15 protein-coding genes are annotated in these 16098 nt (G+C 45.8%); all 15 read right to left on the bottom strand.

All coding sequences use genetic code 11. From position 1 onward, the window contains the following. Positions 1-208: 208 nt before the first annotated feature. The 15 genes from CXF86_RS04850 to fliR all read right to left on the bottom strand — a co-directional run bounded on the left by CXF86_RS04850 (position 209) and on the right by fliR (position 16098). The gene (locus CXF86_RS04850; protein WP_180961017.1) at positions 209-625 is read right to left on the bottom strand and encodes a DUF2802 domain-containing protein; all 417 of its coding nucleotides are present in this window, start codon (positions 623-625) and stop codon (positions 209-211) included. Between the two features lie 431 nt (positions 626-1056). Further along, positions 1057-1548 carry a chemotaxis protein CheW gene (locus CXF86_RS04855; RefSeq protein WP_101092194.1) on the bottom strand — a complete coding sequence of 164 codons (492 nt, stop codon included), beginning with the start codon at positions 1546-1548 and terminating at the stop codon, positions 1057-1059. Between the two features lie 185 nt (positions 1549-1733). Next, positions 1734-2648, bottom strand: coding sequence for a chemotaxis protein CheW (locus CXF86_RS04860; RefSeq protein WP_102038488.1), 915 nt, complete (start codon positions 2646-2648; stop codon positions 1734-1736). Next, positions 2632-3423 (bottom strand): ParA family protein, encoded by a 792-nt coding sequence (locus CXF86_RS04865; protein WP_101092196.1) that lies wholly within the window; start codon positions 3421-3423, stop codon positions 2632-2634. The genes CXF86_RS04860 and CXF86_RS04865 overlap by 17 nt, the downstream gene beginning before the upstream one ends. 64 nt (positions 3424-3487) lie before the next feature. Beyond that, on the bottom strand, positions 3488-4192 hold the full coding sequence (locus tag CXF86_RS04870) for a hypothetical protein (protein ID WP_102038489.1): 705 nt from the start codon (positions 4190-4192) through the stop codon (positions 3488-3490). Further along, positions 4185-5333: a protein-glutamate methylesterase/protein-glutamine glutaminase gene (locus CXF86_RS04875; RefSeq protein ID WP_101092198.1), complete on the bottom strand. Its 1149-nt coding sequence runs from the start codon at positions 5331-5333 to the stop codon at positions 4185-4187. Before CXF86_RS04875 ends, CXF86_RS04870 begins: the two co-directional genes overlap by 8 nt. A gap of 93 nt (positions 5334-5426) precedes the next feature. After that, positions 5427-7571, bottom strand: coding sequence for a chemotaxis protein CheA (locus CXF86_RS04880; protein ID WP_102038490.1), 2145 nt, complete (start codon positions 7569-7571; stop codon positions 5427-5429). Between the two features lie 13 nt (positions 7572-7584). Then, positions 7585-8322: a protein phosphatase CheZ gene (locus CXF86_RS04885; protein ID WP_101092200.1), complete on the bottom strand. Its 738-nt coding sequence runs from the start codon at positions 8320-8322 to the stop codon at positions 7585-7587. A 13-nt stretch (positions 8323-8335) separates the two neighbouring features. Next, positions 8336-8719, bottom strand: coding sequence for a chemotaxis response regulator CheY (gene cheY, locus CXF86_RS04890; RefSeq protein WP_101092201.1), 384 nt, complete (start codon positions 8717-8719; stop codon positions 8336-8338). Positions 8720-8759: 40 nt separating this feature from the next. Next, positions 8760-9479 (bottom strand): RNA polymerase sigma factor FliA, encoded by a 720-nt coding sequence (locus tag CXF86_RS04895; RefSeq protein WP_101092202.1) that lies wholly within the window; start codon positions 9477-9479, stop codon positions 8760-8762. Further along, a complete protein-coding gene (locus CXF86_RS04900) occupies positions 9472-10353 on the bottom strand; it encodes a MinD/ParA family protein (RefSeq protein WP_101092310.1) in 882 nt (293 codons plus the stop codon). The genes CXF86_RS04895 and CXF86_RS04900 overlap by 8 nt, the downstream gene beginning before the upstream one ends. A gap of 4 nt (positions 10354-10357) precedes the next feature. Next, positions 10358-11758, bottom strand: coding sequence for a flagellar biosynthesis GTPase FlhF (gene flhF, locus CXF86_RS04905; protein WP_102038491.1), 1401 nt, complete (start codon positions 11756-11758; stop codon positions 10358-10360). An 11-nt stretch (positions 11759-11769) separates the two neighbouring features. Beyond that, entirely contained in the window at positions 11770-13869 is a 2100-nt protein-coding gene (flhA, locus tag CXF86_RS04910; RefSeq protein WP_102038492.1) for a flagellar biosynthesis protein FlhA, read from the bottom strand. A gap of 189 nt (positions 13870-14058) precedes the next feature. After that, the gene (gene flhB, locus CXF86_RS04915; protein ID WP_102038493.1) at positions 14059-15192 is read right to left on the bottom strand and encodes a flagellar biosynthesis protein FlhB; all 1134 of its coding nucleotides are present in this window, start codon (positions 15190-15192) and stop codon (positions 14059-14061) included. 105 nt (positions 15193-15297) lie between these two features. Next, complete coding sequence (gene fliR / locus CXF86_RS04920) at positions 15298-16098, bottom strand: flagellar biosynthetic protein FliR (RefSeq protein WP_102038494.1); 801 nt, start codon at positions 16096-16098, stop codon at positions 15298-15300.

Here is a 16098-nt window from a genome sequence, read left to right on the forward strand (position 1 = left end):
GTCTTAGACGAACGGCCGATGGCCTTACAGCACGCGACTTTGTCACTACGGAACGCTTCGCTTACGGTAAAAACTAGAAAAGAGCAAAGCGACGGTGTAAATGCCGACCTTCTCAGTTTATTCGGCTCTAACCCGGTTTTTAATCAGCTCTTACCGTCTCAGCTTGTATCTGCTTTCACCCGGCTTTTAACCGGCCCTTAATCGACTTTTACCGACTCTTACTGTTCTTTCCATGCAAATGGATCAGCAATTCGGCTTCCGCTTTTGGTAGCTCACACTCTTGGATCAGCTCGTCAATTCCAGCGCCAAGACTGACCATTTTCATCGCCCGGGAATACAATCGGGTTTGTGGATCTTGTTGATTGGCTTCGTCAAGTTTGACATCTTGCTGTTGCAGCTTCTTTTCCAGCTCTAGCACTCTGCGACCCACGCCAATAGTGCCACTTCTGAGCTCTTGAAGTTCTCGCTTAACCGCTTCTCTTTGCTTATCGCCATCTTTAACCAATAAGGTTAACGCCTCGACTTTTGTGCGCAGTTTTTCCGCCTGTTTTTGTAAAAACAGGCCGAGCAAGATACAGGTAACGACAAATAATATCGCAGCAGCAATAAGCAGTTCAGTTGTGATCATTAATGGCTCTTTTATTAAAAGGGATTAAAATCTAAGACGAACGCTTCGCTTACGGATAACGGAACGCGACTGCGTCACTACGGAACGCTTCGCTTACGGAAAAAGCAGAAAAGCTTAAAACAAAATACAGCTAAGCTCCAGCAAACTTCTTCCATCTCTACTTCACCGTCTTAGTTTGTACCGGCTTTTCCGTCTCAGCTTATACCGTCTCAGCCCGAACCGTCTTTAAACCGGCTCTTAACTGATCATCGTCTCAGCACTATCGGCTTTTATTCGGCTCTTTACCGGCTTTCAAGTCTCAGCTCGAACCATCTTTAAATCGGCTTTTAACCGTCTCTAAACCGGCTTTTATTCGGCTTTCAACCGTCTCTTTACCGGCTTTCAAGCCTCAGATCGAACCGTCTCTGCTCGAACCGGCTTTTACTTCATTAAATCTCTGTCAATTCCATCCACTCTTCATCTGACAGTAGCTTATCTAAATCAACTAAGATTAATAGCTCGTTCTCACGATTGCTCACGCCTTGGATAAACTTAGTACTCTCTTCAGTACCCACATTTGGTGCATTATCAATCTCTGAACGGCGAAGATAAACAACTTCTGCAACGCTATCGACCAAAATGCCAATAACTTGCTTTTCAGCTTCGATAATCACAATACGAGTAGCATCATTAACGTCTGCCGAGGCGAGACCAAAACGTGAACGCGTATCGATAACAGTCACTACATTACCACGTAGATTAATGATCCCGAGGACATAGAGCGGTGCACCTGGAACGGGAGCTATGTCGGTATAACGCAGCACTTCTTGTACCTGCATTACATTGATGCCATAAGTTTCGTTATCTAACTTAAAAGTCACCCATTGTAATACTGCATCGTCATTACTGCCTGCTACAGCTGCACTATTTGAACTTTTCATAATCGCCTCAATCAATAGCACTATGACTATCTATTTAAATTTCAGAATAAGCATATCTTTCTATGCACTTCAAACCAATCAATTTAATATCGAAATATTACCGACCTAACCCTTTTATCGGCCTTTGGTCGTATTTCTAAACTGGCATTTTAAAATAATGCCAGCCTACGCTATTTATCTTCAAACTAGCCTTGGCTACCGAGACCTGAATCTAGCATCGCAACCAAAGCTTCTACATTTAAAATGCCACACATTTGCTCTTTAACCACGCCTGCAAGCCAAGGTCTTTTCCCTGCTTGGCTGCGCCAATTAACTTGAGACTTATGAATTTTTACGGTATTGACCAGTGATTCACACGTTAAGCCCCAGTTGCTGTCTTGCAGTACCACGATGTATTTATAGGCAACATTTTGCGCTAATGTTTGATCATACTTTTCAGGCATCACCCAAGCACAAGTATCCACTATATTAAGTTGTGCTTCCCGATATTGCTGTACGCCTAAATACCAATGAGGTCGGCCCATCAAATGATTAATACGTTCAATATTGACTATCCCGCCTAAACTCACTAACGGTACCGCTAATGTCAGCCCGGCAACTTTAAAAAATAGCACCTGGAACTCATCATCTAATTGCTCAATCAAGCCTGTAGTGATACTGGCCGCCACTGACGGTGCTGCAGCATGCTTAACTTGTTTGAGATCAATGCTTTCAGCTAATGGGTTGAGGGCTGTTTGTTCTGGTAACGCAGACTTTTGCGGCTGAAGTATTGTTGCTTGAGCTGAATTAACGATTGTATCTTGATGACTAAGTTCAAGCTTTGGTTCAAATTCAGGTTTTGGCTCTATCTTGAGTTCTAATGCCGACACTGGTGCTAATAACTGAGCTAGCGCTTGCTGATTGATACGTGCTTCAACCTCTACAGGAGCAAACTCTTTACTCTGCGCCGCAGTGTCATTTTGTCGCAGCCGACTTGGCTCTGTGCGCAAATGGGAGCTGTCTACACTGCTGGTGTCTGTGGCTGCGTCATCAACCGTTGGAGCATCATTAAGCAGTAAAGCGAAATAATCACATACCGCGTCATCAACCATTTTTGACATGGGAAAAATCCTTCGCGAGCAAATAATCAAGTAATCGCTCGTAAGCTTTAACACCACGGCTGCGCGGTGCATAATGTGAAGCAGGTAAATGACTCAAGCTTGCATCTCTAAATTTAGTGTCTACGGGAATAACATCATCCCAAAGATTGTCATGGTAATCTTGATTCAATTGCAACAACGCTGCGGTACTTGCGCGGGTGCGTTTATCAAACATGGTTGGCACGATGGAATAGCTATATTGGACTTTTTTAGATCGCCCCATAAGGATCATGGTTTTAACCATGCGATCAAGTCCCTTAATCGCTAGATATTCGGTTTGCACTGGCACGATAATATGCTGACTGGCCGCTAAAGCATTCACCATCAACACACCTAACACTGGCGGGCAGTCGATTAATACCACATCATATTGGTCGTCTAACAGCGCGAGAGCCTTCGTTAAAATCAGCCCCATGCCCTCTTGATGACCCAAGCTCCTATCTAAGGTCGCTAATGCCATGGTTGACGGAATTAAGTCGAGTCCAGCAACATTTGTAGGCACAATATAATTGCCAATATTTTGTTTGGTTAAACTTTTATTCGCTAAGAACAGATCGTATAAGGAACAAGGGATCTCCTCACTATCGATCCCTAAATAGTAACCTAAAGAGGCATGCGGATCGGTGTCGACCATCAATACGCGCTTACCTCTTTTGGTAAATACGCCAGCTAAACTAGCAACAGTCGTTGTTTTACCAACGCCGCCTTTCTGGTTTGCTATGGTCCAAATTTTCAAAATGATCCTTATGATGGGTCAGCCATCGCCTTAAGAGGTACTTTAACTCGCACTTAACCGACTGTTACTCTTCTAGCGCTCGAGTTGTGATCCTGATCCCACCATGAGGGAGACTTATCAGTTTCACCCCATCTTCAGCGATGGTTACCCTCTTCGCTTTTACAGGAAGAGTCAGTTGCGGCTCATCAAGTATCACCTCAGCACCTTTACTATCGGCATCTATTATCGCTAACGGCGGGGTTTCCCCCTTAATATCAACAGCGACTCGGTCTTTGGTAATATTTGTCGCAATCTTGTCGCTATCACTCGCTCGTTCATCGATAGTATTAGCGGTAACCTCTTGGATTATTTGTTTAGCAATATTCACAGCGCCGAGTTGTGTTGTTGCTGTGTTGATCGTGATAGCGCCATTATCTGGTGCAACACTTTCCAAACGAGCGACACTCTCGGCACTACCATCACCTAGCGGCATGGTCGTTATCTCTCCCTTGCGGGCTCGCTCAGCATATGACTGCACAAAAACGGGATTATTCGCCATCCATTGAGCCATAACTTCGGCTTGTTCATCTGGCACCATAAACAAAATTTGACTGTTTTTTAATTCTGTAACTTCACCAACGAGCAACTGATGTTTATATCTGAGTTCCAAATAAAGCGAACCCAAGGTAAATACAGCGATACTGAGTAAAAAGATCAGCAACAATGACACTGTATTAACTGCGCCTTTGATACTTTTTTTACCCCGTAAATGCTGTAATTGACTAGCCATGGAACGTCTCTCTTAGTATCGATTCCGCCATTTGGTCGATGCTAATGGACTTTGTTGAGATACCGCTATTCGTCACAGCCTGAGGCATGCCGTAAACCACACAACTTGCTTCATCTTGCGCCCAGATATTGGCACCTGCCGTTTTCAGCATGCGTGCCCCTTCTCGCCCATCTGCGCCCATGCCCGTTAATACCACTGCTAGCACATCGCCACCAAACACCTTAGATGCTGAGGCGAAGGTTATATCAACGCTGGGCTTGTAATTCATTTCAGGCTTACCAGCCAGCACTTTAATGCGGCCAAAACTGCCACCACGTTCAAGCATCATCTGCATACCGCCTGGCGCCAAATAGGCACAACCCGCACGCAGTTGATCGCCGTTTTGAGCCTCTTTGACCTCGATCTTACATAGGCTATTAAGGCGGGTTGCAAAAGTCGGTGTAAACGCCGCGGGCATATGTTGAATAAGGATGATCGGGTACGGATAGTTTGCCGGCAGTTGTATTAACACTTTTTGAAGTGCAACGGGTCCGCCGGTTGAGGTGCCGATAAGCAACGCTTTGTATTTCTTGCCACTGGCACGCGCAACGACCGTTGAACGGCTACTCGCCCGTTCAGCTACCACTGGTGATGGCGATGAAGCACTCGCTATAATTCCTGAGCGCATAGGCGCTAGCGGTTGCGCCGTGCTAGTGCGTGTTCTTGTAGTAACAGTTTGTGGCCTCACAGCGGGTCTGAATAAACGACGACGCCCTAAGGTTTTAATCCGCTGCTGTAATAATGCAATTGCATCATCTTTATTGGTTGCGATGTCTTCAAAACGCTTGGGGAGAAAGTCGAGCGCTCCCGCTTCAAGTGCATCTAATGTCGCTTTAGCGCCGTCGTGAGTTAATGATGAAAACATCAAAATGGGGACAGGCCGATTGGCCATAATCTGCTTAACGGCAGTGATCCCATCCATGACTGGCATCTCAATATCCATTGTTATCACATGTGGATTAAGCTCGGCAGCGAGTTTAACGGCTTCTGCGCCATTGACTGCGGTACCCACGACTTCAAGCTCTGGATCTTGACTGACTATCTCACTAACGCGTCGTCGAAAAAAACTCGAATCGTCGACAACTAGTACTTTAATGCCCATTTAAATTCCTATAACGCATGGGGTTACTGCTTTGCCACTATACAAAAAGGAATAAGTGAAAGTAGACTTTCTGCTTATTCCTTTATTGAAACGCTAGCTTTTATTGCGAGCGTAGTGCTTTAGTAGTCCTGGAACGTCCAAAATCAGCGCGATACCACCGTCGGAGGTTATTGTTGCCCCCGCCATTCCCGGCGTACCATGTAACAAGGTGCCCAGTGGTTTAATGACCACCTCTTCTTGTCCTATTAATCCATCAACTACAAACCCTATTTGCATCGTTCCCAACTGCACTATCACCACGTGTCCATGTTGTTTGTCACCATGGACTAACGTTGAGCGACTGTGAGCAAGCCAATGCTCTAAATAAAACAGCGGTACTGCTTTATTACGCACGATAACCGTTAATTGGCCATCAACTACATTGGTTTTAGTGAGATCTAAGTGGAATATTTCACTCACGCTAGACAGGGGTAATGCAAATACTTGTTCGGCAACTTCAACCATAAGCGTGGGCATAATCGCCAAGGTGAGCGGCACTTTAATCTCTAAACGTGTCCCTTTACCTTTAAGCGAGTCGATGTAAACCGTACCGTTCAATTGGGTAATACGGGTTTTAACAACGTCCATGCCAACGCCACGACCGGATATGTCCGAGACTTCTACTTTAGTAGAGAAACCGGGGGCAAAAATCAGATTATAAGCTTCTTCGTCAGTCATTCGCGCTGCGGCATCAGCGTCAAGCACACCGCGGCTAATAGCGATATCTTTAAGCTTTTGCGGATCCATTCCCGCGCCATCATCCTCAATTTTCAGTAGGATATGGTCGCCTTCTTGGCTAGCAGAGAGCGTAATAGTGCCTGATCTAGGTTTGCCGCTTGCCTCACGTTCATCTGGCATTTCAATACCATGATCAACGGAGTTTCTGACCAAATGCACTAACGGATCAGCTAATGCTTCAACTAAGTTTTTATCAAGGTCGGTATCTTCACCCACCATAATAAGGTCAATTTCTTTATTGAGGGTACGAGCCAAGTCTCTCACCACACGAGGAAAACGGCCAAAGACTTTCTTAATCGGTTGCATACGCGTTTTCATTACCGCGCCTTGCAAGTCAGCGGTAACCAAGTCTAGGTTTGCCAGTGCCTTCGACATCTCTTCGTCATCACGGGAGACTCCAAGGCTCAACAAGCGATTACGAACCAGTACTAACTCACCGACCATGTTCATTATCTGATCAAGTCTTGAAGTATCGACGCGTACCGTCGTTTCTGCTTGCGGGGTATTAGCCGCAGGCTTAGCTTTGGCTTGAACCGCGGGTTTTGGTGTTGGAGCGACCACAGCTGCTTGCTGTGACGTGGTAATGGCTTGCACTACGGGCGCAGAACTTGCTTGCGATGCTTGAGTGACTTCAGTCACCGCTCCTGGACTACTGCCAGCACCATGAAGTTCATCAAGTAAGCGTTCAAACTCATCGTCGCTGATTTCATCAGAGTCCACAACGTGCGCGGGTTCTGCTACAACGGCTGGCGCTGAGGGGGCTTTAAACTGACCCGAGCCATGCAATTCATCAAGTAACGATTCAAACTCGTCGTCGGTGATGTCACTAGTACTTGCGCTCGCTACATTAACGCTATCAGCCGCGGCATTCGCGCTAGGGCTATTACCATTGCCATGCAAAGCATCGAGCAAAGCTTCAAATTCAGCGTCGTTGATGTCGTCAATACTGCCGCCACTGGTAATGTCTACTGCCGCTGTAATAGGGGCAACAACGGTTTCGATAATCGTTGCTTCTTCAACACCTGCAGTTGTTTGATCCGCTTGAGCATCCGCTAACTCTGAAGGCAATAATTGCCCTGCACTGAGTGTTTTAAGCTGCGCTAACAAGTTCGGATCCGCTGGAGACTGAGGCTGATCCGCCTGAGTTTCAGCAAACATAGTATTGATGGCATCGACCGCTTGTAAAATAACGTCCATTAAATTAGCACTGACTTGTCGCTTGCCAGTACGCAATAGATCGAAGGTATTTTCAGCTTCATGGCAAACATCTACCATTGGAGTCAAACTGAGGAAACCCGCACCACCTTTTACCGTGTGGAACCCTCTAAAAATGGCATTGAGCAGATCGGTATCGTCAGGGTTATTTTCTAACGTGACTAGTTGTTCTTGTAGAAGCTCTAAAATCTCACCGGCTTCGATCAAAAAGTCCTGCAGTATCTCTTCATCAACATCAAAGGACATTCTTTTGACTCCTTTAAAAACCTAAGCTCGAAAGCAGATCGTCAACTTCATCTTGACCCGTCACAACATCCTGACGTTTTTCTGCATTCATAATAGGACCTTCAGCTTCAACATCGAGCAAGGGTGTACTTTCTGCAATTGACGCAGGTTGCTCACCAAAGACGGTTAACATAGAAACCAAGCTACTTTCCACTTCTCTGACGAGTTCAATTACACGACGGATCATTTGGCCAGTGAGGTCTTGGAAGTCTTGTGCTAGTAGTATTTGATTAAGCAGTTCTCTGACTCGACTTGCGTCCGATTCACTTCTATCTACAAATTGTTGAATATCATGGCACAGAGCTTTAAATTCATTTAATGGCAGTTCACGGCGCATGAGTTTGTCCCAAGCCGGTTTCACTGCCTGAATATTATCACTTAATGCATTTGCTAAAGGTAAACACTCTTCAACCGCATCCATGGTCTTATTAGCCGCTTGCTCTGTCATCTCGATGACATAGGTCAAACGCTCTTTGGCATCTGGAATTTCGGTATTCGCTAGCTCTACCAAGCGGTTGTCCACTTGAAAGTCTACGATAGCACTGTGAAGTTGGCGCGTTAAACGGCCCACTTCATCGAAGAGTTCTTTTTGAATAGGTGAAGCTATTTCTCTCACCAATTCATCGGCTTGTGCTTGCTCGCCATCACGAAGTAACGCGACGAGACTCTCAGCTTGCTCGAGAGTAATGAGCCCTGAAGTATATTGCTGCATTGCTCATCCTTGCTTAACCTAAGCGCTCAAAAATCTTCTCTAATTTTTCTTTTAGCGTTGCTGCAGTAAAGGGTTTAACTACATACCCATTTACCCCAGCTTGCGCGGCTGCAATAATCTGCTCGCGTTTAGCTTCCGCTGTCACCATCAGTACTGGAAGGTGCTTTAAGTTATCATCGGCACGAATCGCCTTTAATAAGTCAATACCTTGCATTCCAGGCATGTTCCAGTCGGTGACGACAAAATCGAAATCACCCTTCTGTAACATAGGTAAGGCTGTCGAACCGTCATCTGCTTCTTGGGTATTATTAAATCCCAAGTCTCGCAACAAGTTCTTGATGATACGTCTCATTGTTGAAAAATCATCAACAACAAGAATCTTCATATTCTTGTTCAAGGTTTCCTCCGCGGAGCTTATTTTTTATGTTCGTTTATTGTTATGTTTGCGTCCAGTGCTTGAGTTTACCTTTGAGTCTTAGCATCGCCTGACTATGGATCTGGCTAACTCTAGACTCACTGACCTCAAGAATGGCCCCAATCTCTTTTAAATTTAATGCTTCATCGTAATACAATGACAATACCAGCGCATCTCGTTCTGGTAATAGCTTTATCCCCGCCACTAATGCTGAATGAAATTCAACTTTAGCTAACGACTCATAGGCTACATCATCTTGGTTATCGTCGTGGTTAACCACATCAACGGCAACGCCTAAATCTTCTATCCCGACCACTTTACCCACAGACACATCATTCAAAATTCTGTAGTAATCTTCGAGCGGCATCTCTAGTCGCTCGGCGATTTCGGGATCACGTGCATCACGCCCAAGCTCTTGGCCTAATTCATCAATCACTTGTGCAACGCGACGTTGATTACGATGTACCGATCTAGGTACCCAATCGCCGCGTCTTATTTCATCTAACATAGAGCCACGAATTCTGATCCCGGCAAAGGTTTCAAATTTCGCGCCTTTACTACCATCAAACTTCGATGAAGCCTCTAACAGCCCCATCATACCCGCTTGCAGTAAATCATCTAACTGCACCGACGCCGGTAAGCGCGCCAATAAATGATGGGCAATTCTTTTTACTAGCGGTGCATACTGTTCAACGATAGAGGTCTTATTATCAAAACGAGTATACGCGGCCGCTTTATTCACCAGACTTATCCTCTTGATAATCAGGACGTTGCACCAATCGTTCAACAAAGAACTCTAGGTGTCCACCTGGTTGAGAAGGTATAGGCCAGCTCAATATTTTATTCGCGAGTCCATGATAAGCAATCGCTGCTGGAGACTTAGGAAACATCTCCACAATCAACTTTTGCTTTCTGACAGACTTACGTAAATTCTCATCGAAAGGTACAGTCGCGACCAACTCAAGGGCAACATCCAGAAATCTGTCTGTTACTTTACTTAACTTGGCGAATAGCTCCATCCCTTCTCGCAAACTCCGCACCATATTGGCGACAATTTTGAAACGGAACACACCGTGTTCGCGGCTCAAAATTTTAATCAATGCATAGGCATCGGTAATCGACGTTGGTTCATCACACACCACAATTAACACATCTTGTGATGCACGAGAAAAACTCAGCACCATGTCGGAAATACCCGCTGCGGTATCCACAATTAAGATGTCAAACTGGGTTTTCATCTCACTAAAGGCACGAATTAAACCCGCATGCTGTGCCTGAGTCAGTTCGACCATAGATTGAGTGCCAGAAGTCGCTGGAATGATCCCAATGCCTTTTGGTCCTCTTAAGATGACATCATCTAATTCGGCATCTCCAGACAAAACATGAGATAAATTTTTATCTGCGCGCAAACCTAGCATCACATCGACGTTCGCTAGACCCAAATCCGCGTCCAAAACCACGACACGTTTGCCCTTTTCTGCTAACGCGACAGCCGTGTTAATTGACACGCTGGTTTTACCAACGCCACCTTTACCACCTGATACGGCGATAACTTTTACTTTTGCATTGTTTGGCTGATTCATCATACGTAAACCGCTTGCTTGATCGGGAGTCATGTTTTTACTCGAATGCATGGGTCATCTCTTGTGACCGTTCACTATTATGTAATGGTTCTAATTGTTCGTTATCTAACACCGCTAATGCTCGATTGGCTAAAGCTAATGTGTCAGCCACTTGCATATCTTCTGGAACGCGTTGTCCATCGGTCACATAACTCAAAGGTAACCCACTTTGGATCAATACACTTAGCGCTGGCGCTAATGACACTGATTCATCTAACTTCGTCAGTACCGCGCCGGAAAGCGGGATACGGGTAAACTGTTTTACAGCATCTTCTAATACGCGACGCTGACCAGTGGCAGACATTACCAGATAACTACGGATAGGTATTCTGCTATTTGCAGTTAAATTATCGAGTTGCTGGAAGAGTCGCAGATCTCGCTGCCCCATGCCTGCGGTATCAATCAAAACCAACTTACGATTTCTAAATTGATACAGAATCTGTTCTAACTCATGAGAATCATGAGCCTGCTTAACTGGACAGCCCATTATTTTGCCATAGGTTGCCAATTGCTCAAAGGCACCAATGCGATAATGGTCCGTGGTAATCAGTCCGACTTGATCTGAGCCATGATGCGCGGCAAATCTGGCCGCCAATTTGGCAATTGTCGTCGTTTTACCCACCCCAGTTGGGCCCACAAATGCCACAACACCACCTTGACGCACAATATCGTCGCCTTGGTTGTCGAGTAAATTCGCTAAACTACGCGGTAAAGAGGCCACTAATTCTGCTGGACTGTAATGTTCACTCAAACTTGACAATTTTTTGGCGATTGCGGGTGAAAACTCAGCTTCAAGCAATTTGCTTTCTAACATTGCGCCGACAGGATCGATACGTTTCTTTTGCTCAGACATTAACGCGCTAACTTGATGAGTCAATAAGCTACGAATTGACGCGAGCTCCTCTTTCATCACGTCCATTTCTGCACTGTTATTTTGCTTTTGAGGACTAAAACTGTCTGGTGCCCTATTCGGCGTAAATTCTGCCTTAAGCGGTTGCTTAGTTTGCGGAACTTGGGCTTGTAATCCCTTAGCCCATTGCGGCATATCGAGCTCTTCGCTGCCCATTGCCAATGTTTGCTGGCTCATGCGGCTTTGCTGACGTTCAAGCAGGGCTTGCAGTGAATCGGGAGCCAGCGCTGGCTTAATGCGCGTTTCCGTCTTTATATTCGCCCGCGAACCTAAGGTCACTTTTTCATCGCTAAGGTCGGTAAATGCTGCAGGAGACGGCGCTGCTGCAGGGATCTGTGGTTTTGGATCGTCATAATCTACCGCCGCGACAATTTCAATGCCGCCAGTCACTTTCTTATTCGACATGATCACAGCGTCTGAACCCAAAGTTTCTTTAACTTGAGCTAGGGCCGAGCGCATATCTTTTGCAAAAAATCTTTTAATCTTCAATTATTCGCCCTCTACTGCCCAACAGCGGATACGATGCGTATCTGTTTTTCATCAGGTACCTCTTGATAAGAGATCACCCTCAGGTTTGGAATCGTATGCTTAACAAATCTTGATAACGTTGAACGTAGCATGCCAGATGTTAATAATATTGCGGGTTGACCGACCATTTCCTGGCGCTGTGTGGCATCAACCAATGACTTCTGCATACGCTCTGCAAGGCTGGGTTCAATATTAGGACCGTCGCCTCCCGTTGCTTGCATAGACTGATGCAACATTTGTTCCAACTCTGGCGCCAAAGTAATGACAGGGATTTCCAGTTCTGGTCCGCTGATCTCTTGTACGATCATTCTCTTTAACGCAATTCGCACAGCGGCAGTGAGCACTTCGGTATCAGCGCTCTTAGGCCCATACTCTAACAATGTTTGTACGATGGTCTTCATATCTCTAATAGACACGCCTTCGTTTAGTAAGTTTTGCATCACTTTAACCACGGTTCCCAGCGGCATTACATCCGGAATAAAGCCATCAACCAACTTAGGTGCGTTTTTAGCCAACATATCCAGTAGTTGCTGAACCTCTTCATAACCCAATAACTTAGAGGCATTATTGGTAAGCAGCTGGCTGATGTGAGTGGCCACTACCGTGGCAGCGTCTACGACGGTATAGCCTAGGGTCTGTGCATGCTCTCTAAGCTCTGGTGCAATCCATACGGCTTCTAAACCAAAGGCTGGATCTGTGGTTTCAATACCATCGAGCTTGCCAAAAACTTGTCCGGGGTTAATCGCTAGCTCGCAATCATGACGAATTTCGCCTTCACCAGATGAAACCCCCATTAATGAGATCCGATACGCGTTAGGCGACAGGTCTAAATTGTCGCGAATATGTACCGCTGGCACTAAAAAACCTAACTCTTGCGACAACTTTTTACGCACGCCTTTAATTCTGCCAAGTAGCTCGCCGCCCTGACCTTTGTCTACCAGCGGGATCAAACGATAACCGACCTCAAGACCAATGGTGTCAACATGTTGAACATCATCCCAGCTGAGTTCTTTAGGTTGGGTATCACGCTTTTCAACGGGGCCAGTTTTCGCCAACTCCAATGCTCGCTCGCGATCAGTCTCTTTCTTTTTCTTAATTAAGTAAGCAGAGCCGCCGGCAACAACAGCCAGCGATATAAACACCAAGTGTGGCATGCCCGGCACGATACCCATTACAAACATAACCGCTGCGGCAATGGCAAGTGCTTTGGGGCTGTCAAACATCTGGCTCATCATCATTTCGCCCATATCGCCCGATTCATTTTGGCGAGTCACCATTAAGGCGGCGGCGATTGACAATAAAAGACCCGGGATCTGAGCGACGAGGCCATCACCAATGGTGAGTAGCGTATAAATTTCGATAGCATCGGAAAAACTAAGCCCGTGCTGCGCCATACCGATGACAAAACCGCCAAGAATATTAATCACTAAAATCATTATTCCTGCAATCGCATCACCTTTTACAAATTTTGACGCACCGTCCATCGCACCATAGAAATCGGCTTCACGGGTCACTTCTGCACGTCTGACACGGGCTTCCTCTTGGCTTAACAGCCCGGCATTGAGGTCAGCATCGATGGCCATCTGCTTACCCGGCATGGCATCTAGCGTAAAGCGAGCACTAACTTCAGAGATACGGCCAGCACCTTTGGTCACTACCGCGAAATTGATGATAATTAGAATTAAAAACACCACTAGACCCACGGCATAGTTACCGCCAATCACCACCGAGCCAAAGGCTTCAATGACTTTACCTGCGGCATCACCACCATTGTGTCCTTCAAGTAATACCACTCGAGTAGAGGCAACGTTAAGTGCGAGTCTAAGTAAGGTTGCGATCAGCAGGACTGTCGGGAATGCGGCAAAATCAAGTGGACGGTCACTGTAGATAGCAACAAGCAACACCACTAAGGCAAGTGCTATGTTAAACGCAAACAGAATATCCAGCAGAAAAGCAGGCATGGGTAACGTGATCATAGCCAATGCAGCTAAAACCAATATAGGGGTACCCAATCCTTTAAAATGTGCGGGCTTTAATTGCTTTAATTGCCCTAGTCTTGCCTTAAGTTCCATTCACCCTGAGTCCAATCTTTGACGCTTGTTAGCTGTACTGCAAAATTAGTACCAATATTAACAAGATCAATCTGCTCACACCATAGAGCGGCGCACACTATAACCTGAAACGAATAACCAAAGAATGGACAACCAAACAACTGACTGTTTATTATACAATTTATAGCTGAGAAATGTGAGTTATAGCCGCTAGTGCTTCAACTCATCAGGAATAGGCTGTTTTGTGGGGACGGCATTAGGGCGACGCCCTTTACCTTTTTGGAATTGCCGAAGCTGAAATACATACGCAAGCACCTGAGCAACCGCGGTAAATAGACCTTCAGGGATCTCTTGATCTATTTTAGTCGTATGGTAGATAGCACGCGCTAATGGCGCTGCAGTGACAATAGCTACATTATGCTCTCGGGCTATTTCGCGGATCTTAAATGCCACTTCATCGACCCCTTTAGCCACCACAAAAGGGGCTGTCGATTTAGTCGCATCATATTTCACCGCAACGGCGTAATGTTCGGGGTTAACCACAATAACATCGGCATTGGGCACTTCGCCCATCATACGGCGCTGAGCCATCTCTTGTTGTAACTGGCGAATACGTCCCTTAACTTCCGGCTTACCTTCGGTATCTTTATATTCGTCTTTCACTTCTTGCTTGGTCATCTTCAGCTCTTTGCTGTGATTCCAAATTTGGTAGGGAACATCAATGGCAACAATTAAGAATGTTGATGCGCACAGTAAGATGAAAATCCATGAGACGAGATCAAGCGCGTGATAAATATTGCCGGGCAAGTGATCTTGCGACAGCATCAAAATATCATTCAGATAAATATTAAGGACTAAATAAGCCGTTATTGCCACAACGGAGAACTTCGCGATACCTTTAGTCAACTCCACCACAGCTTGCACACCGAACATGCGTTTTAAGCCTTTAGCTGGATTCATTTTACTGGATTTTGGCATGCAGGCTTTAGCAGAGAAAGACATGCCACCAAGTGCGATGTTGCCCACGAAAGCTATTAGGGCGAGAAATGCGATAAAACCCAACAACGGCGACGCTAACTCGTTACCGACCATGCTCCAGATATTCATCATTTGCCGCGTGTCAAAAATCTCTTCGCGGGTCATGACAAACAAGTTAGTCATAATGTTGTGCATCGCCTTGGCAATGCTCGGCCCAGTCATCACTAATCCCACAGCAGCCGCAATAAGCACTGCAGAGGTGCCTAAATCTTTGGAGCGTGCAACCTGCCCTTTGTCTTTGGCCTGTTGCAACTTCCTGGCGGTTGCTTCCTCTGTTTTTTCTTGGCTGCTGTCGTTCTCAGCCATTGTGACTGACCAGAGTGTTATCTTTGAAGCTACAAGGCTTCAAAGTGCAAGGTCGCCAGCCATTAAGGCTTAATCCCGGTATAAGTCCCGCTATTAATGCAGCCATTAATTGATTGTGCCTTCTGAATTACACTGCAGCTCTAGTACATTACACAGCAAAATCTGCGTTTCACGCCAAACCTCATCAAAGTGAGCCATGATAGGCGTCAATGTAAGCCATAGAATAAACAGGCCGCTTACCATGGTGACCGGGAAACCAATAGAAAAAATGTTTAATTGCGGTGATGCACGAGTCATGACACCAAATGAGAGGTTGATAGTGAGCAGTGCGACAATAGCTGACAGCGACATCGTAAGCGCCGCGCCAAACATGTAACCGACAAATTCAGTGAACAGCCGATAACTGGCTAAGCTGAGGCCGTTCATCGACACTGGAATGGAGTCAAAACTGGCAACAACCATTTTAATTAAGACTAGGTGCCCATCTACGGCCAGAAATATCAGAGTGGTCAGCAGCAGGAAGAAGTTAGCCACTACGGGGGTCTGCTGACCTGAGCTGGGATCGATCATCGAAGCAAAACCCAAACTGGTTTGCATGCCGATGATTTGCCCTGTTAGCACAAAGGTCTGCATCAACAATAAAGAGCCAAAGCCCATTGATACACCAATAATGATCTGCTGGAACGTGACAAAAACAGCACTTAATGAAAACAGTTCAATGTTTGGCATTGGAGGTAAAACAGGCACAACGGCAGCGGTAACGGCCAGTGACAGCATTAATCTCACTCGCGAGGGCGTGGTATTGGCGCCGAAAACAGCCATCACCATAAACATACTGGATATGCGTGTTAGCGGCCACATGTAACCGGCAATTCCGCCCATAATAGTATCGAGTAAAATATCCAT

Origin of the sequence: Shewanella sp. GutCb (genome assembly GCF_002836135.1) — a bacterium.
Classification (GTDB): Bacteria; Pseudomonadota; Gammaproteobacteria; order Enterobacterales; family Shewanellaceae; genus Shewanella.

Coding starts and splice junctions, on each gene's coding strand:
- CXF86_RS04870 (WP_102038489.1), bottom strand. CDS start 4,192: ATGGCTAGTCAATTACAGCATTTACGGGGTAAAAAAAGTATCAAAGGC.
- CXF86_RS04880 (WP_102038490.1), bottom strand. CDS start 7,571: ATGTCCTTTGATGTTGATGAAGAGATACTGCAGGACTTTTTGATCGAA.
- flhB (WP_102038493.1), bottom strand. CDS start 15,192: ATGGCTGAGAACGACAGCAGCCAAGAAAAAACAGAGGAAGCAACCGCC.
- CXF86_RS04855 (WP_101092194.1), bottom strand. CDS start 1,548: ATGAAAAGTTCAAATAGTGCAGCTGTAGCAGGCAGTAATGACGATGCA.
- CXF86_RS04885 (WP_101092200.1), bottom strand. CDS start 8,322: ATGCAGCAATATACTTCAGGGCTCATTACTCTCGAGCAAGCTGAGAGT.
- CXF86_RS04860 (WP_102038488.1), bottom strand. CDS start 2,648: ATGTCAAAAATGGTTGATGACGCGGTATGTGATTATTTCGCTTTACTG.
- flhA (WP_102038492.1), bottom strand. CDS start 13,869: ATGGAACTTAAGGCAAGACTAGGGCAATTAAAGCAATTAAAGCCCGCA.
- CXF86_RS04875 (WP_101092198.1), bottom strand. CDS start 5,333: ATGGGCATTAAAGTACTAGTTGTCGACGATTCGAGTTTTTTTCGACGA.
- CXF86_RS04900 (WP_101092310.1), bottom strand. CDS start 10,353: ATGACTCCCGATCAAGCAAGCGGTTTACGTATGATGAATCAGCCAAAC.
- fliR (WP_102038494.1), bottom strand. CDS start 16,098: ATGGATATTTTACTCGATACTATTATGGGCGGAATTGCCGGTTACATG.